The 20,280-nt window shown below is 71.8% G+C and carries 17 protein-coding genes and 1 pseudogene; 6 read left to right on the forward strand and 12 right to left on the reverse strand.

Annotated elements, in window-relative coordinates; all coding sequences use genetic code 11:
- The first annotated feature begins 145 nt into the window (after positions 1-145).
- A complete protein-coding gene (locus tag E0H26_RS15775) occupies positions 146-712 on the forward strand; it encodes a DUF4870 domain-containing protein (protein WP_131304399.1) in 567 nt (188 codons plus the stop codon).
- Here the strand turns inward: E0H26_RS15775 and hemW are convergent, their stop codons facing one another.
- Positions 713-1,936: a radical SAM family heme chaperone HemW gene (gene hemW / locus E0H26_RS15780; RefSeq protein WP_131304400.1), complete on the reverse strand. Its 1,224-nt coding sequence runs from the start codon at positions 1,934-1,936 to the stop codon at positions 713-715.
- A 20-nt stretch (positions 1,937-1,956) separates the two neighbouring features.
- On the opposite strand from hemW, the gene E0H26_RS15785 reads away from it, so the two are divergent.
- From E0H26_RS15785 to E0H26_RS15795, 3 genes are all read left to right on the forward strand, one after another.
- Entirely contained in the window at positions 1,957-2,745 is a 789-nt protein-coding gene (locus E0H26_RS15785) for an enoyl-CoA hydratase-related protein (protein WP_131304401.1), read from the forward strand.
- A 121-nt stretch (positions 2,746-2,866) separates the two neighbouring features.
- Complete coding sequence (locus E0H26_RS15790; protein WP_206025148.1) at positions 2,867-3,730, forward strand: hypothetical protein; 864 nt, start codon at positions 2,867-2,869, stop codon at positions 3,728-3,730.
- 219 nt (positions 3,731-3,949) lie between these two features.
- Positions 3,950-4,855 (forward strand): phytanoyl-CoA dioxygenase family protein, encoded by a 906-nt coding sequence (locus E0H26_RS15795; RefSeq protein WP_240742200.1) that lies wholly within the window; start codon positions 3,950-3,952, stop codon positions 4,853-4,855.
- A gap of 78 nt (positions 4,856-4,933) precedes the next feature.
- Here the strand turns inward: E0H26_RS15795 and E0H26_RS15800 are convergent, their stop codons facing one another.
- From E0H26_RS15800 to E0H26_RS15830, 7 genes are all read right to left on the reverse strand, one after another.
- Positions 4,934-5,821 carry a carbohydrate ABC transporter permease gene (locus E0H26_RS15800; protein WP_131304454.1) on the reverse strand — a complete coding sequence of 296 codons (888 nt, stop codon included), beginning with the start codon at positions 5,819-5,821 and terminating at the stop codon, positions 4,934-4,936.
- A gap of 17 nt (positions 5,822-5,838) precedes the next feature.
- The gene (locus E0H26_RS15805) at positions 5,839-6,825 is read right to left on the reverse strand and encodes a carbohydrate ABC transporter permease (protein ID WP_131304404.1); all 987 of its coding nucleotides are present in this window, start codon (positions 6,823-6,825) and stop codon (positions 5,839-5,841) included.
- Entirely contained in the window at positions 6,822-8,108 is a 1,287-nt protein-coding gene (locus E0H26_RS15810) for a sugar ABC transporter substrate-binding protein (protein ID WP_131304405.1), read from the reverse strand. The genes E0H26_RS15805 and E0H26_RS15810 overlap by 4 nt, the downstream gene beginning before the upstream one ends.
- 704 nt (positions 8,109-8,812) lie before the next feature.
- Positions 8,813-9,100 carry a GlsB/YeaQ/YmgE family stress response membrane protein gene (locus E0H26_RS15815; RefSeq protein ID WP_117229511.1) on the reverse strand — a complete coding sequence of 96 codons (288 nt, stop codon included), beginning with the start codon at positions 9,098-9,100 and terminating at the stop codon, positions 8,813-8,815.
- A gap of 1,041 nt (positions 9,101-10,141) precedes the next feature.
- Entirely contained in the window at positions 10,142-10,432 is a 291-nt protein-coding gene (locus E0H26_RS15820; RefSeq protein ID WP_131304406.1) for a GlsB/YeaQ/YmgE family stress response membrane protein, read from the reverse strand.
- 197 nt (positions 10,433-10,629) lie between these two features.
- A complete protein-coding gene (gene lepA / locus E0H26_RS15825) occupies positions 10,630-12,507 on the reverse strand; it encodes a translation elongation factor 4 (protein WP_131304407.1) in 1,878 nt (625 codons plus the stop codon).
- Positions 12,508-12,602: 95 nt separating this feature from the next.
- Complete coding sequence (locus E0H26_RS15830; protein WP_131304408.1) at positions 12,603-13,136, reverse strand: DUF4240 domain-containing protein; 534 nt, start codon at positions 13,134-13,136, stop codon at positions 12,603-12,605.
- Between the two features lie 206 nt (positions 13,137-13,342).
- Between E0H26_RS15830 and E0H26_RS15835 the strand changes: the two genes are divergently transcribed.
- Positions 13,343-14,347, forward strand: a complete 1,005-nt coding sequence (locus E0H26_RS15835; RefSeq protein ID WP_240742201.1) for a phosphotransferase family protein — start codon at positions 13,343-13,345, stop codon at positions 14,345-14,347.
- Positions 14,348-14,519: 172 nt separating this feature from the next.
- On the forward strand, positions 14,520-14,786 hold the full coding sequence (rpsT, locus tag E0H26_RS15840; RefSeq protein ID WP_131304409.1) for a 30S ribosomal protein S20: 267 nt from the start codon (positions 14,520-14,522) through the stop codon (positions 14,784-14,786).
- Between the two features lie 385 nt (positions 14,787-15,171).
- Here rpsT and E0H26_RS30615 read toward each other — a convergent pair.
- The 4 genes and pseudogenes from E0H26_RS30615 to E0H26_RS15860 form a co-directional block, all read right to left on the reverse strand.
- Positions 15,172-15,558: pseudogene (locus tag E0H26_RS30615) on the reverse strand (hypothetical protein); the annotation flags it as partial.
- Positions 15,555-16,535, reverse strand: a complete 981-nt coding sequence (holA, locus tag E0H26_RS15850; protein WP_131304410.1) for a DNA polymerase III subunit delta — start codon at positions 16,533-16,535, stop codon at positions 15,555-15,557. The gene holA and the pseudogene E0H26_RS30615, both read right to left, overlap by 4 nt.
- Positions 16,536-16,701: 166 nt before the next feature.
- The gene (locus E0H26_RS15855) at positions 16,702-19,059 is read right to left on the reverse strand and encodes a ComEC/Rec2 family competence protein (RefSeq protein WP_131304456.1); all 2,358 of its coding nucleotides are present in this window, start codon (positions 19,057-19,059) and stop codon (positions 16,702-16,704) included.
- A gap of 80 nt (positions 19,060-19,139) precedes the next feature.
- Positions 19,140-20,177: a helix-hairpin-helix domain-containing protein gene (locus tag E0H26_RS15860; protein WP_420812849.1), complete on the reverse strand. Its 1,038-nt coding sequence runs from the start codon at positions 20,175-20,177 to the stop codon at positions 19,140-19,142.
- Between the last annotated feature and the right edge of the window lie 103 nt (positions 20,178-20,280).

A 20,280-nucleotide genomic window follows, 5' to 3' on the forward strand; every position in this document is an offset into this window, starting at 1 on the left:
CGACTGTAGCGAGTGCCAGTCTACGTCGGGGCCCCCGGCAGCGCGATGATCAAGACCCCGGAGGTGTCCGAGGGCCGATCGGAGGGTTGACACCTGCCGGTGTCGCTATGGTGCGCCATTGCCGATGGCACCTACCGTGACCTCCATGACTGAACCACCTCGTCCCCCAGAGCCCGGCGACGACCCCACGACTCCACTGTCCGGGTCACCTGGCCAGGCCGGCTATCCCCCGCCCGGCGGCTATCCGCCGCCCTCCGGCGACCAGCCGCCACCGGCCGGTTACCCGCCGCCCGGCGGCTACCCGCCACCCGGTGTCGGCTACCCGACCGGCGGCTACGGCGCGCCGGGCGGCGGCTACGGCACCAACGAGGACAAGACGTGGGCGCTGATCGCCCACTTCGGCGGCCCGCTCGGCGTGTTCGTCGGTGGCGGCCTGCTCGGCTGGGTCGCGCCGCTGATCGCGAACATGACCCGTGGGCAGCAGTCCCCGGTCGTCCGGGCGCACGCCGTCGCGGCCCTCAACTTCCAGTTGACCTGGGCGATCGTCGGGCTGCTGAGCTGGGTGCTCACCGCGATCACCTGCGGCATTCTCTTCTTCGTCCCGATGCTGGTCTGGGTCGTACCGGTGATCTTCGGCATCATCGGCGGGGTCAAGGCCAACGACGGCACCCTCTACCGCTACCCGATGAGCTACTCCTTCGTGAAGAGCTGATCAGGGCAGCAGGTCACGCACCACGGCGTCGGCGAGCAGCCGGCCGCGCAGGGTCAACACCGCGCGGCCGGCCGCGTGGGCGGGGGCGGCCAGCAGGCCGTCGGTCACCGCCCGCGCCGCCGCCGTGCGGCCGGCATCGTCGAGCACGTCCAGCGGCAGGCCGGCGGCGAGCCGCAGCCGGAGCATGACCTCCTCCATCCGGGCCTCGTCGGTGCTGAGCACCTCGCGGGCCAGGCCGGGCGACCGTCCGGCGGCCAGGCGTTGGGCGTACGCGGTGGGGTGCTTGACGTTCCACCAGCGGACCCCGCCGACGTGGCTGTGCGCCCCCGGACCGAGGCCCCACCAGTCGCCGCCGGTCCAGTAGAGCAGGTTGTGTCGGCAGCGGGCGGCCGGCGTACGGGCCCAGTTGGACACCTCGTACCAGGAGAATCCGGCCGCGTCGAGGGTCGCCTCGGCGGCCAGGTACCGGTCCGCGGCCACGTCGTCGTCGGGGTACGGCAGCTCACCCCGACGCATCCGGGCGGCCAGCCGGGTGCCGTCCTCGACGATCAGGGCGTACGCGCTGACGTGGTCCACCCCGGCGGCCACCACCTGGTCCAGCGAGGCGGCGAAGTCCTCGGCCCGCTCCCCCGGCGTACCGTAGATCAGGTCAAGGTTGACGTGGTCGAACCCGGCGTCGCGGGCCTCCAGCGCGGCGTCGGTGGCCCGGCCGGCGCGGTGCCGGCGGTCGAGCACGGCGAGCACCCCCGGTGCCGCCGACTGCATGCCCAGCGAGATCCGGGTGTAGCCGGCCGCCCGAAGTTCCTTCAACGAGGCGGGGGTGACCGACTCCGGGTTCGCCTCGGTGGTCACCTCGACGTCGGTTGCCAGCCCCCAGGTCCGGTCGATGGCGTCGAGAATCCGGGCCAGGTCGTCGGCGGGCAGCAGGGTGGGCGTGCCACCGCCGACGAAGACGGTCTCCACCCGGCGGGGCGGGTGGTCGCCCAGCACCCGCGCGGCGAGCGCCAACTCGGCCAGCACGGTGTCGGCGTAGCCGTCCCGGCTGGCGCCGCCGCCCAACTCGTCGGCGGTGTACGTGTTGAAGTCGCAGTAGCCGCAGCGGCTGGCGCAGAAGGGCACGTGCACGTACACCCCGAAGCCACGGTCACCGACGGTGGCGCGGGCGGATGCGGGCAGCGCCCCGTCGGTCGGGACGGGTTCGCCTGCTGGAAGGACGCCGGGCATGGCCACTAGTGTGCCCGTACATGACCTCTCCCGACGCGCTGGTGCGGGTCACCACGGCCCGTGGGGTGACCACCCTCACCCTGGACAGCCCGCACAACCGCAATGCGCTCTCCACCCCGTTGATGACCGAGCTGCTGGCCGGGCTGGACGCCGCGGTCGCCGACGACACGGTCCGGGTGATCGTGCTGGACCACACCGGCCCGGTCTTCTGTTCCGGGGCGGACCTGAAGGAGACGGCGGCGGCGTACGCCAGCGGGACGGTGCCCGCCGGGATGCTGGGTGACGTGCTCGCGGCGGTCTGGCAGTGCCCGAAGCCGGTGCTGGCCCGGGTGGCCGGCCCGGCGCGGGCCGGCGGGCTGGGCCTGATCGCGGCGGCCGACCTGGCGATCTGCGCCAGCGAGGCCACGTTCGCCTTCACCGAGGTACGCATCGGGGTGATCCCGGCGGTGATCTCGGCGACCGTGCTGCCCCGGCTGCATCCCCGGGCGGCGGCCGAGCTGTACCTGACCGGTGACACCTTCGACGGCCGGCGGGCCGCGGAGATCGGGTTGGTCACCGCCGCGGTGCCGGCCGACGAGCTGGACGCCGCGGTGCGGGGCTACCTCGACTCGCTGGTCCGTGCTGCCCCGTCGGCGCTGGCCGGCGCGAAGCAACTGCTGGGCCGCCCGCCCGCCGCCGACCTGGTCGACGAGCTGACGGAGCTGGCCACCCTCTCCACCCGGTACTTCCTGTCATCCGACGGGGTCGAGGGGGTAACCGCGTTCCGCGAGAAGCGTCCGCCGAGGTGGGTGGCCGAACTCGACAGGTGAGGACCGGCCGGGACGGGGAAACCTCCGTCCCGGCGCGGAGCACGCGCACTGGGTGGAACCGGTCGGACGACCCGGACCGGCCGATGAGGGACGTACGCTTTCGGCGGACGTCGTACGGGAGGTGTGGGTGCGGACTCGGGCAGTCGTGGCGGGTTTCGTGGTCATCGTGCTGGTCGCTCTGATCGGCATCGTGCTCGGCATGCGGCAGGTGGGCGAGCGGCTGCGGCTGCCGCTGGCCAGCCGGACCTGCACGGTGCAGGCCGACGGGAAGGTGACCCTGGACGCGCACCAGATGGCCAACGCGGCGACCATCGCGGCCATCGGCATCCAGCACGAGCTGCCGGACCGGGCGGTGGTGGTGGCGCTGGCCACCGCGTACCAGGAATCCGGGCTGCGCAACCTGGCCGGCGGCGACCGGGACTCGGTCGGCCTGTTCCAGCAACGGCCGAGCCAGGGCTGGGGCACCCCCGAGGAGATCCGTGACCCCCGGTACGCGGCCGACAGGTTCTACGCCGCGTTGAAGAAGGTGCGCGGCTGGCAGGACATGCGGGTCACCGACGCGGCGCAGAAGGTGCAGCGGTCGGCGTTCCCCGAGGCGTACGAGAAGTGGGCCGACGAGTCGGAGGTGCTCACCCGGGCGCTGCTCGGCCATGCCACCGGCGCGGTGGTCTGCACCTTCGGCGGCGACCCGGCGATGCGCGGCGAGGCCGCCGCCACCGCGCTGACCCAGGGGCTCAACCTCGACTGGGGGCTGACCGCCTCGGCGACCACGGCGAGCCTGACCGGGCTCACGGTCGCGGCGGCCAACCAGCGTGAGGGCTGGCGGTACGCGCACTGGCTGGTCGCGCACGCCAACGACCACGGGGTCAAGCGGGTGCGCTTCGGCGACCTGGAGTGGACCAACCGGGGCGGCTCGTGGAGCCGGGTCGGCAACGGTTCGGGGCAACCTGCCGAGGTCGTCGCCGAGGTCTTCGCGGACGCATAACGGACCCCGATCTCCTTACCCGCAGTGACCGCAAAAACCGGCATTCGGCCATAAACACCCCAGCATCTCCACGCTGAGTGACTACCAGTAGTCGCATCGATGCCCTCCGTCGCCGGATCCGGCGGGATCGATCCGGGTCGCACTCCGGTCGATGTGAAGGCGCGTTACGATCGGCGGCCTGTGCCAGAAATGGTTTCACCTCTTGGGGAGGGGTACGACGTGGCATTCGACTACGGCGACCGGACCGGCTACGAACCGATCAGCGACGTCGACCGCAAGGAGTTCCATGAGCAGGGCTTTCTCCTGCTGCGCAACGTCCTGACCGAGGACCACCGGGCCGCCCTCGAAGCCGCGGTCGACCGGGTGTACGACGAGGAGAAGGCGAAGGGCAACACCACCAAGGACGGCACCCTGCACCTGCTGGGCTTCCTTGAGCGCGACGAGCTTTTCGGCGAGCTGCTCACCCACCCGATCGCCTTCCCCTACATGTGGGGTCTGGCCGGGTGGAGCATCTACAGCCACCACAACCACCTGGACGTCACCCCGCCGGCCCTGGAGCCGGAGAAGCCGTACTGGGGTTGGCACCAGGACGGGTACCGGCAGAACTCCGACCCGGAGACGATGGACCCGAACCTGCCCCGGCCGATGTTCTCGCTGAAGGTCGCCTACGTGCTCTCCGACCTGTCGGAGAACGGCCGTGGCGCGACCAAGGTGATCCCGGGCAGCCACCTGTGGAACTCGCTGCCTCGGCCCGAGGACACCACGGTGCACAACCCGGACCCGGAGGGCACCGTCGAGATCACCGCCAACCCGGGCGACGCGTTCATCTTCGACCGCCGCCAGTGGCACTCGCGGTCGACGAACCTGTCGACGATCACCCGCAAGATGCTCTTCGTCGGCTACACCTACCGGTGGATCCGCCCGCTGGACGAGCTGCACATCGACCCCGACGGCGAGTGGTGGGCCAACCGCACGCCGGTGCAGCGCCAGCTCTGCGGTGAGGGCACCCACACCGCGAACTACTGGGGCATCAACTGGGACGGCTACATCGACGACGAGATCCCGCTGCGCAAGGAGCTCAAGGAGCGCGGCCAGCTCAACCGCAACATCCCCTGGCTCCGCTGATCCGGTAAGGAAGGGCCCCCTGTTAACGCCTAGCGCGGTACAGGGGGCCCTTTTTAACACCCACCGGCCGGGGCACGCTCAGCCCTTCACCGCACCCGCGACAAGGCCGGCGACCATCCGGCGCTGCACCAGCAGGAAGAAGACGATCACCGGCAGGGTGAACAGGGTGGACGCCGCCATCACCGGCCCCCACGCGGTGTCGTCCCGCCCGAAGAAGAAGGTCATCGCCACCGGCAGGGTGTAGCGGTCCTGGCGGTTGATGAAGGTCAGCGCGAAGATCAGCTCGTTCCAGGCGATGATGAAGGAGAAGATGCTGGTCGCCACGAGCCCCGGCGCCACCAGCGGGAACAGGATCCGGCGGAAGATCTGCGCCCGACTGGCACCGTCGATGGCGGCGGCCTCCTCCAACTCCCTGGGCACCGCCGCGACGAAGCCGCGCAGCATCCAGATCGCGAACGGCAGCGAGAAACCCAGGTACGTGAGGATCAGGCTGGGCAGGGTGTTGTAGAGGCCAAGCCGCTGGATCATCAGGAACAGCGGGATGACCAGCGCCTCCAACGGGATCATCTGGACCACCAGCAGCATGATCAGGAAGCTGGTCCGGAGTTTGAAGCGGAACCGGGCCACGGCGGTGGCCGCCAGCAGCGCCACCAGCCCGCTGAGCAGCACCGTGGTCACCGCCACCAGCACGCTGTTGAGGAAGAAGTCGGCGAAGGTCACGCCCGGGATCAGGTTTCCGGTGAGGATCTGCCGGTAGTGCGCCAACGTCGGCTCGGCCGGCAGCGGGCGCGGGGTACTGGCGAAGATCTCCCCGCTCGGCTTCAGCGAGGTGGTGATCATCCAGTAGACGGGGAAGGCCGCGAAGAGCGCCACCAGCAGGCCGGCGCCGTTGAGCGCGAGCCGCCGGGCCTGCCGGCGCCCTCGACCACCAGCCCGGGTCGGCGCCCGACCGGCACCACCCCGGATCGGCGCCCGACCGACGCTCACGCCTCCCCCTCCTGCCGCAGCACCAGGCGCACGTACATCCCGGTGACGACCAGCAGGATCAGGGTGAGGACCACCGCTATCGCCGCGCCGAGGCCGTACTTCGGCGGGGGTGAGAACGCCTCGGCGTACGCGTAGACGGAGAGCATGAAGGTGGGCCGGTCCTGGGTGCCACCGGCGAGCGCGTAGTACTGGGTGAAGACCTTGAAATCCCAGATGGTCGAGAGTACGACGAGGATGCCGAAGACCGGCCGCAGCAGCGGGACGGTGACCCGCCAGAACACCCGCCACGGACCGGCGCCGTCGACCCGGGCCGCCTCGTGCAGTTCACTCGGCACGCTCTTGAGCCCGGCCAGCACGCTGACCGCCACGAACGGGAACGAGTGCCAGACCACCACCAGGGTGAGGATGGCGAAGAACAGCAGCGGCGAGTTGAACCACCCGTAGCCGGTCCAGTCGCTGCGCCCGAACAACGCCACCGAGAGCCCGTCGGGCAGGGCGTTGAACGCCCAGGTGACCAGCCCGCTGGTGTCGTCGAAGATCCATTTCCAGACGATGGTGCCGGTGAGCGCGGGCGTGGCCCAGGCGAGCATCACGCAACTGGCCACGAACGCCGCCATCCGGCGACCGAGCCGGTCGAGCAGCAGCCCGACCAGGGTGCCCAGGATCATCGTCAGCGCCACGTTGGCCACGGCGAAGAGCACCGTGTTGCGCAGCACCGTCCAGAAGAAGGGATCGCCGAGGATCTGGGCGTAGTTGTCCAGCCCGACCCACGGCCACTCCCGGTCACCGCGCAGCTGACGGACGTTGTCCAGACGGTGGAAGGACATCACCACCACCTGGCCCAGCGGCCAGAGCAGCAGCACCCCGATGGTCACCAGGCAGGGAAGGAGCAGCAGGTACGGCAGGCGGTCCGCCCGGCGCCGCCGTCGCGCGAGGGTCTGCTGCGCAACGCCCGCCTGAGGTCCCTCGGTCAGCGCGGTCACTTGGCGTTGAGGATGCTTTCCATCTCCGCGGCCGCGTCGGCGGTCGCCTGTTCGACCGTCTTCTGACCCTTCATGACCGAGCTGTTCATCGCCTGGGTCACCGTCTTGGTCCGGCTGACCTCCACCCACTTCGGAGTGAGCGGCGTGAGCCGGGTGTTGCGCATGGTGGTGGCGAACGCCGCCATGATCTTGTCATTGGCGTACGCGTCGCCGCTGACCAGGTCAGAGTAGACCGGAAAGAAGCCGAGGCTGCCGGCGAACTCCTGGGCGTTCTGCTTGCGCAGCAGCACGGTCAGGTAGTCCCAGGCGAGATCCTGGCGCCGGCTGTCCCGCCAGATCGCGACATCGGAGCCGCCGGCGAAGGCGGGCGCGGGTTGGCCGTCGGGGCCGGGGATGGGGAAGGTTCCCCAGACCTTCTCGATCTCCGGGTTGTCCTTGGCGATCGCGCCCTGCTGCCAACTGCCGGCGAAGGCCATCGCCGCCTTGCCGGTGGCGAACTGGGTACGCGCGTCGATCTCGTTCCAGCCGGCCGCGGCGGGCGGAGCGACCTTGTGCACGGTCACCAGGTCGGTCCAGAACCTGACGGCCTGCCGCGCCTGCGGTGAGGTGAGGCCCGACCTCCAGGCATCCGCCTCCCGGGTGGCCACCTCCGCTCCGGCGCCCCAGAGGAAGGAGTAGAAGGGCAGTTCGGAGTTGCCGGGTACGGCGATGCCGTACGTCCCGGGCTTGCTGGCCTGCACCGCCTTGGCCACCGAGACCAGCTCGTCCCAGTTCTTCGGCGGTTGTACGCCGGCCTCGGCGAACCAGTCGGTGCGGTAGTAGATGCCCCGCACATCGGCGTACCACGGGACGCCGTACTGGCGGCCGTCGAGCTGTGCGTTACGCACCAGGTCGGGCAGGATGTCCTTACCGTCGGCCCAGCCGTTCATCCGGTCGGTGATGTCCGCCAGGGCTTCCTGTGCCGCCCAGCCCTGGGTTTCGGTGTTGCCCAACTCGGTGACGTCCGGTCCTTCGCCGCCGGCGAGCGCCGCCTGGAACTTCGTGGGCGCTTCGAGCCAGGGGACGTACTGCACGACCACGTCGGTGTCGGGGTGCTTGACCCGGAACTCGGCCTCCACGGCATCGAGGAACGCGGTTTGCGCCTCGCTACCCTCGCCCATCATCCAGACCGTGAGTCGGCTCGGGTCGGCCGCGTCCTCGCCGGAGCCGCCACAGCCGGCCAGCATCATCGCGGTCGTGGCCACGACGGCGGTGACCGGAGCCAGTCGCCTCCACCTGTTCACGCCGCTCTCCTCCCGCCGCGCGGCACTAACCTTCTGCGTCGCACCCTAGTACGAAGGTTTCCTTTACGACAGAGGGCGGGCGGAACGGGGGTAATCCACCGGCTTGGATCGCGCCATTCCGCCGGAACGGTGTCGATCAAGGGCACGCGGACACAGGCCGTCTGTCCAAGCTGGCTCCGTTACCGCGCCTGGCCTGCCTGTCAGGCTGGGCCTGCGACTGCGCCTGTCCGCCTAGCCGGGCTGCCCCGTATGGCACCGGCCGCGTGGCCGCCCGGCTGGCTGGCCGCCCGGCTGGCTGGCCGCCCGGCTGGCCGCCCGGCTGGCTGGCCGGCTGGCTGGCTGGCCGGCCGCCCGGCTGGCTGGCCGCCCGGCTGGCTGGCCGGGCGGCTGACTGGCCGGGCGGCTGACTGGCCGGGCGGCTGACTGGCCGGCTGCCGGGTGATCGGCACCGTTCCGGCGGAACGGGGGTAATCCGTCTCGCTGGAACGCGCCATACCGCCGGACCGGTGTCGATCAAGCCGCAGGTCCCGTATCCGTCGCCGGACCCCGCACGGACTGGCCGGCCAGACGGCCAGACGGCCAGGGAACAGGACGGACGGTGCCGCAGGCGGGGCCCGGGAGCCGGCCTGCGGCGGTGGCGCAACCGGGGGCAGACATCGAAAGGCGCCCGACCTCGTCGTCGGGCGCCTTTTCGAGAATCAGTTCTACCGGTGGGTTACCCCGCGACGACTGCGGCCGACACCGGAAACCAGGGCGACCGCGACGGCGGCCAGCAGGACCTGGAGCATCAGCTCCCGCCAGTCGATTCCGGCGGTCTCGGCGAAGCCGGAGGCGCGGGCGATAACGGTGCCGAGCAGTGCCGCCCCGACACCGATGAGCATGTGCAACCAGATCGGCATGGGCTGACGGCCCGGCACCACCAGGCGACCCAGCGCGCCGATGATCAGACCAACGATCAGCGCGGTGATGATGCCCCAGACGGTGAACTCCATGGTCGCGCTCCTTCACAAAGACGATCCACGTTCGTGGCTTTCTGTCGTGCCCGCCTAATGCCCGACCCACGAAGATCTCAAACCGATCTTTTCCTCCTTTACACCCCGCCGCACACCAGATCTCCGGGTCCGAACCAGGCCGCGCCGTTTGCCGCATCCCGAGCCGCCAGCAGACCGATCCCCCACGCCGCAGGCCGTCTTCCCACACGCCGCAGCCCGTCCCCGCACTCCGCAGGCCGTCCCCACACGCCGCAACCCGTCCCCGCACGCCCCAATCCGTTCCCCCACGCCGCAGGCCGTTTCCCGCACGCCGCAGCCCGTTCCCCAACGCCCCAGGCCGTCCCCACACGCCGCAACCCGTTCCCCACGCCGCAGGCCGTCCCCACACGCCGCAGGCGGGCGTGAAGACCACGGACGCGGTGCCGACCGTCGGCGGCGCCCAGCCGACCGTCCACTCAGGCGCCGGAAACGCCGACGGGCGCCCGGCCGTCGGCCGGGCGCCCGTGAGGCGGGTGTCGTTTAGGTTCTGTCTCGCGATCTTGGTACGGAACGGCCCCCATGGGGGCCGTTCCGTACCAAGATCCGCGGCTAGGAGCGGCCGGCAATTGGTGGTGGTGACGCAGCGGGAGGTCGAGCGGCCGGAGGCGGACGCGGCACATGCCCAGGGGCCCGTCACTGACCCCAGGCAACCATCTGGCAGGCTCGCTGCCCCGCCAAGGCATCCGAGATCTTGGTACGAGTGCGCCCCTCAAGGGGCAGATTCGTACCAAGATCTTCCCCGCCCTGGGTGGCGGGCTGGCTATCAGGACGTGTCGGCCTATTGCCGGTCGCTCTAGGTTCAGGAGGCCGGCCAGGGATGTTGGACCGCGCCGTGGACGAGCAACGCGGCCAGGTCGAACGCGGCTTCAACCTCACGGGCACTGGCGCGACCAGGAGGCCAGGTACGACATGCCGGGTGCGCACTTCCACGCCTTGCTCGACTCGTCGAACTTCGATCGGCCTACCCGCCGTACCCGACCAACAAGATCCGCGAGACCGAACCTAGCGGTGGGTGATGCCGCGTCGGCGACTACCGACGCCGGCGACCAGCGCCACCGCGATCGCGGCCAGCGCCACCTGCACGGCCAGCTCGGCCCAGTCCACACCAGCGGTCACCGTGGCGATGCCCGCGGCCCGGGCGAGCACGGTACCGAGCAACGCCGCGCCGACGCCGATGAGCATGTGCAACCAGATCGGCATGTCTTGCCGGCCCGGCACCACCAGCCGGCCCAACGCGCCGATGATCAGACCAACGATCAGCGCGGTGATGATGCCCCAGACGGTGAACTCCATGGTCGCACTCCTTAAACCCGAGGATGTCATTCGGCGGCAGTCCCGTCGTACGGATCAGGTTCCCGGTACGCCGAATTTCCAAACCGGCCGGAGCGGCCCGGAGAGTCGATAAGGCATCGACGGTCCTGCCGACCGTCGATGCCTTATGGATTGGCCTTCCTCACCACCGCGTACGCCGACCGTCGAGGGTCGGGCGGTCACTTCTTCCCGGCGGACTTACCGTCGCCGGAATCGGAGGAGAGTGCGGCGATGAAGGCCTCCTGTGGCACCTCCACCCGGCCCACCATCTTCATCCGCTTCTTGCCTTCCTTCTGCTTCTCCAGCAGCTTGCGCTTACGGCTGATGTCACCGCCGTAGCACTTGGCGAGGACGTCCTTGCGGATCGCCCGGATGGTCTCCCGGGCGATCACCCGGCTGCCGATGGCGGCCTGGATCGGCACCTCGAACTGCTGGCGCGGGATCAGGTTGCGCAGCTTCGCCGCGATGGTCGTGCCGTAGGCGTACGCCTTGTCCTTGTGCACGATGGCGCTGAACGCGTCCACCGGCTCACCGTGCAGCAGGATGTCGACCTTCACCAGGTCGGACGCCTGCTCGTCGGTGGGCTCGTAGTCCAGCGAGGCGTAGCCCTTGGTACGGCTCTTGAGCTGGTCGAAGAAGTCGAAGATGATCTCGGCCAGCGGCAGCGTGTACCGCAGCTCCACCCGGTCGGCGGAGAGGTACTCCATGCCGAGCAGGTTGCCCCGGCGGCCCTGGCAGAGCTCCATCACCGCACCGACGTAGTCGTTCGGGGTCAGCACGCTGGCCCGCACCGTCGGCTCGTACACCTCGGCGATCTTGCCGGTGGGGTACTCGCTGGGGTTGGTCACCACGATCTCCTGGCCGTCCTCCTGGATGGCCCGGTAGACCACGTTCGGCGCGGTCGAGATCAGGTCCAGGTTGAACTCCCGCTCCAACCGCTCCCCGATGATCTCCAGGTGCAGCAGACCGAGGAAGCCGCAGCGGAACCCGAAGCCGAGCGCGCCGGAGGTCTCCGGCTCGTAGGTGAGCGCGGCGTCGTTGAGCTTGAGCTTGTCCAGCGCGTCCCGCAACGCCGGGTAGTCCGACCCGTCGATCGGGTAGAGCCCCGAGTAGACCATCGGCTTCGGATCCTTGTAGCCGCCGAGCGGCTCGGCCGCCGGCCGGCCGTTGATGGTGACCGTGTCACCGACCCGGGACTGGCGCACGTCCTTCACGCCGGTGATCAGGTAGCCGACCTCGCCGACCCCGAGCGCTTCGGACTTCACCATCTCCGGCGAGATGACGCCGATCTCCAGCAGCTCGTGGACGGCACCGGTGGACATCATCTTGATCCGGTCCCGGGCGCTGATCCGTCCGTCGATCACCCGGACGTAGGTGACCACGCCCCGGTAGACGTCGTACACCGAGTCGAAGATCATCGCGCGGGCCGGGGCCTCGGCGTCACCGACCGGGGGGACGAACTGCCGGACGATCTCGTCGAGCAGGTACGGCACGCCCTCACCGGTCTTGCCGGAGACCTTTATGCAGTCGGCCGGGTCGCCGCCGATCAGGTGGGCCAACTCCTCGGCGTACTTCTCCGGCTGGGCGGCCGGCAGGTCGATCTTGTTGAGCACCGGGATGATGTGCAGGTCGTTCTCGAGCGCCAGATACAGGTTGGCGAGCGTCTGCGCCTCGATGCCCTGGGCGGCGTCGACCAGCAGGACGGCGCCTTCGCAGGCGGCCAGGGAACGCGACACCTCGTAGGTGAAGTCGACGTGCCCCGGGGTGTCGATCATGTTGAGCACGGCCTGCTCACCGGCGCGCTCACCATCGCGGATGGTCCACGGCATCCGCACCGCCTGGCTCTTGATGGTGATGCCGCGCTCGCGCTCGATGTCCATCCGGTCGAGGTACTGGGCGCGCATCTGCCGAGGGTCGACCACACCGGTGAGCTGCAACATCCGGTCGGCCAGGGTCGACTTCCCGTGGTCGATGTGGGCGATGATGCAGAAGTTCCTGATCCGCGCCGGGTCGGTGGCACCAGGAGCGTTCGCGCCGGAATCGAGCGTCGGTGGCACAGCGGTCCGTTCTGATCGGCTGACGTGAGCAGGCCGACACATGCCGGCCTGACTCTATGCTCCCACGTCCCCGGCGAGCGTCGGCCGGGCGTCCGTCACTCCTGCGGCGGCTCGACGAAGAGGGCGGCGAGCCGGGGCAACCGGCGGCGGGCCTCGTCGGGGTCGTCGAAGTCCCAGAAGTCGTTCAGGTCCGGCGTCCGCGCCGCCTCGCGCTCAGCCGGCAGATCGGACGCGGTCGCCTTGCGGTACGCGTCCCACGGCACGGCGAGCATGTCCTCGCACTCGAACTCCTCGCCGCTGAGCGAGGCGGCCCGGACCCGGGGCAGGTCGGCCAGCGAGTCCGGATCGGCCACCGCCCCGGCGAAGACCTCCCGGCCCTGGGTAATCAGCCAGCCCCGGAAGTATTCGAAGCCGTCGTCGGAGGCACCGCCGTTGATCAGGTACGCCGCGCCCCACAGGTCGACCCGGTAGGAGGCGGTGAGGACGCGCTGCTGGTGGCGGGCGTACCCGACGATCTCCTCCGGGTCGCGGGCGGCGAGCAACGCGACGGCCCGGGCGGCGATGGCGTCGGGCTCTCCCCCGCCGGACCGGGCGCGGTCGATCAACTGCCAGAAGTCGTCGGTCCTCATGGCCTGGCAGTCTGGCAGACCTCGCCGAGTGCAACGCACGGCGCGCGAGCGTCACCACCCGACCACCAGGCAAGCACGGCGCGGGCGCCACCACCCGACCACCAGCAAGCACGGCGCGGGCGTCGCCGGCCGCCAGGCTGATCGCGCGCCGCCCGGCCACCGGGCTGTTTGGCACGGTGTCGCCGCCGTCCGGGCAGCATGGTCTGGTGAGCAACCTGTCCCCGCCGCCCGTGCCGTACCACGCCACCGCCCAGCGGCCCGGGTGGGACGCCCTGCCGGCGGCGGTCCGGGCCGCGTTGTCGGCGCGTCTCGGTGCCCCGGTGGTCGAGGCCCGCGTGGCCACCGCCGGCTTCACCCGGGGCTTCGCCGCAGTGCTGCGCACCGCCGACGGCGGCGACGCGTTCGTCAAGGCTGCGGCCCGCGCCGAGCAGCCACACCTGGTCAACTGGTACGCCCGGGAGGCCGCGATCCTCGCCCGGCTACCCGCCGGGCTGCCGGTGCCAGGGCTGCGCTGGACCCTCTGGGAGGCCGGCTGGTACGCGCTCTGCCTGGATCCGGTCGACGGGCACACACCCCGGCTGCCGTGGCACCCGGCGGAGTTGGACGCCACCCTCGCCGGCTACGCCGACGTCGCCGCCGCGCTCTCCGACCCGCCCGCCGAACTCGCCGATCTCGGGCTACCCCACCTCGCCGACCTGGCCCGCGACGACATCCTCTGGTGGGGTGAGGTGGCCGCCGGCCGGGAGCCGCTGCCGCCACTGCCCGCCCCGGCGGCGGGCCGCCTGACCGAGTTGGTCGCCCTGGAGTCGCGCCTGCCCCGGTACGCCGCCGGGGCGACCGGCCTGACCCACGGTGACCTGCGGGTGGACAACGTTCTGATCGACCCCGCCCGGCGGGCCTGGTTCTGCGACTGGACCTGGCTGTGTCACGGACCTGCCTGGTTCGACCTGGTCGGCCTCCTGATCACCGGGTACGCCAGCGGACTGGACGTGGACGCCCGGTTCGCCGCCCATCCGGTCGCCGCCGACGCGCCTGCCGACGCGGTGGACGTGACGCTGGCCGCCCTGGCCGGGTACCACCTCACCGCTGCCGCGTCGGTACCGCCGACCGCCTCGACCCAGCTACCGGCACACCAGCGGTGGACCGGCGAGCAGGCCCTGAGCTGGCTGGCCCGCCGCCAGGGATGGACCGCGCCGGACGGGCGATCATGAGGAACCCGGCGTTCGGCGGGGAGCCGGTGGATTCGCTGGTGGCCCGAGGGTCACCGGGTGCCGTTTTGGCCCGTCCGGACCGACCTGGTAACCTGGCCCTTCGCGCAGCGATGACGCATGCTCGTCGCGCGCACAAGCTGACCAACCCGAGCTATCAAGACGAGGCTGTCGCGTGGCGAACATCAAGTCCCAGATCAAGCGCAACCGGCAGAACGAGAAGCGCCGGCTGCGTAACAAGTCGGTCAAGTCGTCGCTGAAGACCGCCATCCGCAAGTTCCACGAGGCCGCTGAGGCTGGCGATGTCGAGAAGGCCGCCGCCCTCATGCAGGACGCCTCCCGCAAGCTGGACAAGGCGGCCAGCAAGGGCGTCATCCACTCCAACCAGGCCGCGAACCGCAAGTCGGCGATCGCCAAGCGCGTCGCGTCGCTCGCCGCCTGAGTCGATCTCGACGGAAGCCCCGGGGCATCGCTCCGGGGCTTCCGCATGTCCACCGGCCACCGAAGACCGGCCGGGTGGCACGTCCACCAGCCCGACAGGGTGGCGCGGCTCGGTCGATCTGGGTCCCGCCGCGACCTGATCACGAACCGGGTTCGGCGGTACCCGCGCCTCCACCGGCCGGCTCATCCGTGCCGCCACTACGGTGGACCGCCCCGGCGCTGCCCGCACGACGTCCGGCCCGCCCGGCGACGCCCGCCCGGCGGGCCACCCGCCCGGCGCTGCCCACATCCCGGTCGGCCGCGGCGGCCCCGGCTACTCGGGTGCTGGCCGCATCGCGGGTGCGGTCCGGACCACGCGGGGCGTCGTCGGTGGGCTCGTCGTCCGCCGGTCCCGCACGGACCACCACGCCGGGCACGGTGTGCGGCAGCCAGTCGACCCGGGCCCGCCCGACGACCGGCTCCATCTGCCGCCGGAACCGGTCGCGCTCCTGATCCGGTACGGCTGCCGCCGAGCGGACCACCGACGCGGCCACCAGGTCGTTGAGCTTGACCATGACGGCCACCGCCACCGGAAGCACCAGTACCGCCCACCATTTGACCAACTCGGCGAGGACGAGCAGGGCCGCCAGCGCGATCGCCCCCTCGAAGAACACGAAGCAGAGCACCCCACCCGGATTGACGAAGCGCAGCCCGAGCACTCGGGCGTAGAGCGGACGGTACCGCTCTTCGTCGGCCGGGATGGTGGCCCATGAGCCACGGGGGGCTCCGCTCACCTGGCGCCGCCCCGCCGCGCGGCGGCCACCGAGAAGACAGCTTTCTCCAGCGCGTACGCCCGATCGTCCGATCCGCCCTTGACCGCCGCGTTGCACTCGGCCGCCGCCTGCATCGCCTGGACCAGCCCGTCGGGCGTCCAGCCGCGCGCCTGCCGCTGGGCCCGTTCGACCTTCCACGGCGGCATGCCCAGGCTGCTCGCCAACTGGTAAGGGCTGCCCCTACCAGCGGAGGCGACCCGGGCGACGGTACGGATCCCGTCGGCGAGCGCGTCGGCGATCGGCACCGGGTCCACCCCCACGTGCAGCGCCCAGCGCAGCGCCTCCAGCGCAGCCGGCAGGTCGCCGACCATCGTGGCGTCGGCCACGGTGAAGCCGCTCACCTCCACTCGACCCCGGTAGTAGCGGGCGACCGTGTCGGCGCCGATCCGACCGTCGGTGTCGGCGATCAGCTGGGCGCAGGCGGCGGCGAGTTCCCGCAGGTCGTTACCGACCGCGGCGATCAGCGCCTCGGCGGCGTCGTCGGTGCACCGTCCACCGGCCCGGCGGAACTCGTCACGGACGAAGGCCGCCCGGTCACGGTGTCCCTTCAGCTTGGCGGCCGGCAGGATCTGGGCGCCCGCCGCCTTCAGCCCGTCGGCGAACGCCTTGCCCTTGGCCGCGCCGAGGTGCTGCACGATGAGTTGCACGTCCGGGTCGGGGTTCTTGGCGTACGCCAGCAGGGCACCGACCAGGTCCTTGCGGGCGTCCTGACCGGACCGCAGCACGAGCACCCGGCGGCCACCGAACAGCGACGGGCTGAGCATCTCGTCGATCTCGCCGACGGTGAGCTGGCCCGCCTGGTACTCGCGTACGTCCACGTCCGGCTCGGCGGCCCGGGCGGTGGCGATGGTTTCGGCCACCGCACGCGTGGCGAGCAGCTCCTCGTCGCCGAGGACGAGCACAATAGGAGCGGCACTGGCGGCGGTCACGCCGCCCATATTCGCACGCTCGCCGGCCCGGTCCAGTCTGGTCGACCGCACTGCACGGGCGGACCCCGCACACAGCGCAAATCCAGACATATGTCCAATTAGCCGCCTATCTCCATGAATCGGTGTCGATTTGCGGCTCTGCCCGGCCGACGGTGAGCCGGCTTCGCCCCTGGATTCACGGATTCGTCCGGCTCAGGTCGACGCCGCCGGACACCACCGCCAGCCCGGCCGGACCGCGCACCACCGCCACGTCCCCGTCGAGGTCGGTACGCAGCACCCGCGCACCGCCTCGGGCCAAACGGGCCAGCAGCGCGTCGTTCGGATGCCCGTAGGTGTTGCCCGCACCCACCGGCACCAGCGCGACCGCCGGGCGGATCGCGTCCAGAAAGGCCGGATCCTGGTACGCGCTGCCGTGGTGGGCGACCTTCAGCACGTCGGCCCGCAGCCGGTGCGGCGGCAGATGTTCCCGTAGCGCCTGCTGCTCCTCGGTTTCGGCGTCACCGGTGAGCATGATCCGCACCCCGGCCACCGTGGCCAGCAGCACCAACGAGTTGTTGTTCGGGTCCGACCGGGTCCCCCGCATCGGGTAGGGAGGTCCGAGTACGACAAGGTCGACCGCGCCGGCCTGATACCGCCACCCCGCCGGGGCGGCCACCAGCCCGGTTCCGTTGACCGTGGCGGTAGCGTGCACCTGCTCCCGCCCGAGCGCCGGCTCCGGCCACTGCGGGGTCACCACCAGGTCCACCCGCCGTCCTCGGAACACTCCCGCCACACCGCCGGTGTGGTCCACGTGGAAGTGGCTGATCACGAGCAGCGGTACCCGCCGGACGTCGAGCCGGCGTAGGCAGGCGTCCACCGCCGCCGGATCCGGGCCGGCGTCGACCACGACCGCCCGCCCGGGCGCGACCGGCAACACCACGGTGTCGCCCTGCCCGACCGCGCAGGCCGCGATCACCCAGCCCTTCGGCGGCCATCCCGGCGCGATCACCCGCACCGGCACCGTGCCGAGCATCACCGCGACGGTGCACACCGCGACCAGCCGACGCACCACGGGCCGCCGGGCGGCGACCAACAGCGCCACGGTCAGTCCCGCCAGCAGCAGCGCCCCGGTCACCCCGCCCGGCCAGGGCAGGTTGCCCAGCGGCACGTCGGCGCCGTACCGGGCGACCAACACCAGCCACCACGCCGGCCAGTGCGCCAGCCAAGCGGCGACCTCGGCACCGAACGGCCAGATCGGTGACACCATGGCGGCCACCACACCGAGCACGGTGGCCGGAGCGATCGCCGGCACCACGAGGAGGTTGGCCGGCACCGCGACCAAACTGATGGTGCCCGACAGCCCGGCGATCACCGGCGAGCAGGCCAACTGCGCGGCGGCCGGCACCGCCAGTGCCTCGGCCGCGCCCGGTGGTACGCCCCGCCGCCGCAACCCGTCCCGCCAGCTCGGGGCGAGCAGCAGGAGGCCACCGGTGGCCAGCACCGACAGCGCGAAGCCGGCGTCGCCAGCCAGGTCAGGGTCGACCAGTACCAGCACCGCCACGGCGGCGGCCAGCGCCGGCACCGCCGCTCGGGGTCGGCCGGCGGCCAGGGCGGCGAGCCCGATCGCGCCCATGGTGGCCGCCCGGACCACGCTCGGCGAGGGCCGGACCAGGATGACGAAGCCCACCAACGCCAGCCCGCAGAGGACGGCGGCCAGGGCCGGACCGGCCCGCGCCCAGCGGGCCACCAGGAGCACCGCCCCGACGATGATCGCGACGTTGGACCCGGACACCGCGTTGAGGTGCGTCATCCCTGTCGCGCGGAAGTCCTCCTCCACCGCGTCCGGCAGTTGGCTGGTGTCGCCGACCACCAACCCGGGCAGCAGGCCACCCGGCTCGTCGGGCAGGGGTGCACAGGCCTGTTGCAGGCCCGCACGGAGCCGGCCGGCGGCCTGTTGCAGAGCCGAGGGCCCTCCGTGCCGGTCGGGCGGGCCGGCGGCGAGGAGCACGGCACCGGTGAGGTCGCCGCCACGCGGTGCGGTCAGCCGGCCCTCGGCGGTGAGCCGTTGCCCGGGCAGCAGCCCCTGCCAGGCCGGGTCGTCGGCGAGCACCAACACACGGGCCGGTGCGGTGACCCGCTGCCCCGCCGGGCCGGTGACGGTCACCAGCTTGGCCCGTACCAGCAGGGTGGGCGGGCGTCCCACGATGCCGCCGCGTACCGGCCGAGGGTCGTCCCGAACGACCAACTCGGCGGTGACCTGGGCCCGCTCCTCGACCAACGCGCGTAGCGGCTCGGCGTCGCGTACGGCCAGCCGGGACGAGGTCGCGGCACCGCCACAGACCACCCCGATCAGCACCGCCACCACGATCCAGCCGAGGCGGCGTGCGGCCCTGCCGGGACGGCCGACGACCCCGAGCAGGTGCAGTGCCGCCAGCACGGCCAGGCCGGCCGCGACGGCGGCCACCAGCAGCGTCCGCCGGACGTCGAGGTGCAACCCGGCCAACGCGGTGAGCCAGGCCGCCACGGCCAGCCCGGCCAGCCGAAGGTCGGGCACCTCCCCACCGCCCAGTCCGGCGATGGCGAGGTGCCCGCCCGGTGTCGGGGTGGGCCGGGACGAGGCTGTGGCGTCCGCCGTCACACCGTCACCAGGTCTTTGAGCTGCTCGTACCGGGCGTCGCCGATGCCGTTGACCTGGCGCAGGTCGCTCACGGACCGGAAGCCGCCACGCTCGTCGCGGTGTTCGATGATGCGTCGGGCCAGCACCGGCCCCACCCCGGGCAGCGTTTCGAGCTGGCTCTGGCTCGCCGTGTTGAGGTTGACCCGGCCGCCCGCGCCGGGGTCGGCACCCGCCGCCGGGCCCCCGCCCGGCACCGCCCCCGAGGCGGCTGCCGCCATGCCGACCAGGACCAACTCACCGTCGGTGACCTTGCGGGCCAGGTTGAGCAGTGCCACGTCCACGCCGGGCAACGCCCCGCCGGCCGCCTCGATGGCGTCGGCGACGCGCGCACCGGCCGGCAGTCGCACCAACCCCGGACGGCGGACCTTGCCCGCCACGGCGACGACCAGCTCACCGGTCGGCGCGTCGGCTGGGTCGTCTCCCGTGGCGCCCGACGGATCCGGCGTCGGCGCACCGGTCACGGCGGCGACCGGCTCGACCTGCGGCCGGGACCGCCACGTCCAGCCGGCGGCACCGAGCACCACCAGGACCGCGACGACCGCCAGTGCCCGGACACCCCGCCGACCCGGGTCGAAGGCCCCCGGCCCCGGCAACCGGGACACCGACCCGGTCTCGTCTGCGGCACGCTCCGGCTCGGGCTGCGGCCCAGGATCGGCCGGCTCCGGCCCGGCCATCCGGATCGACGCCGCCGAGGTGGACCCGGCTGCGGTCGGCCCGGCCGCGATCGGCGCGGGTGGTTCCCGGCCGGCATCGACGGGGTGGACGGGCAGGGGCACGGTCGGCCAATCCAGCGAGGTTGCCGGCACCGGTGCGACCGGGGGCACCGGGTCGAGGCCACGTATCGGCGCCGGGAACCTGCCCCAGACCTCGGAGCCGGGCTCGACCAGCGGTACGCCGGGCACCGCCATCGGCGCGGGGTCCGTGCCCCGCTCGGCCGCGTCGGGCATCAGTCGCCACAGCCGCTCCCGTACCGCGGTTTCCTCGTCGTTGGACACCGCGCGAGGCTAGGACGACGAGGACGACTCCCGCGGGTTCCGCGGGCTCCGCTGTGGACAGCCCGGCGTCCTGTGGAAAACGCCCTGATCATGCCCTGATGTG

The sequence above is a fragment of the Micromonospora zingiberis genome, assembly GCF_004331455.1.
GTDB classification, from domain to species: Bacteria; Actinomycetota; Actinomycetes; order Mycobacteriales; family Micromonosporaceae; genus Micromonospora; species Micromonospora zingiberis.

Bases quoted from the DNA above. Each gene is read 5' to 3' on its own strand.
- E0H26_RS15820 (WP_131304406.1), bottom strand. From the start codon at position 10,432: ATGGAGTTCACCGTCTGGGGCATCATCACCGCGCTGATCGTTGGTCTG.
- E0H26_RS15830 (WP_131304408.1), bottom strand. From the start codon at position 13,136: ATGAGGACCGACGACTTCTGGCAGTTGATCGACCGCGCCCGGTCCGGC.
- hemW (WP_131304400.1), bottom strand. From the start codon at position 1,936: ATGCCCGGCGTCCTTCCAGCAGGCGAACCCGTCCCGACCGACGGGGCG.
- E0H26_RS15815 (WP_117229511.1), bottom strand. From the start codon at position 9,100: ATGGAGTTCACCGTCTGGGGCATCATCACCGCGCTGATCGTTGGTCTG.
- E0H26_RS15775 (WP_131304399.1), top strand. From the start codon at position 146: ATGACTGAACCACCTCGTCCCCCAGAGCCCGGCGACGACCCCACGACT.
- holA (WP_131304410.1), bottom strand. From the start codon at position 16,535: ATGGGCGGCGTGACCGCCGCCAGTGCCGCTCCTATTGTGCTCGTCCTC.
- E0H26_RS15785 (WP_131304401.1), top strand. From the start codon at position 1,957: ATGACCTCTCCCGACGCGCTGGTGCGGGTCACCACGGCCCGTGGGGTG.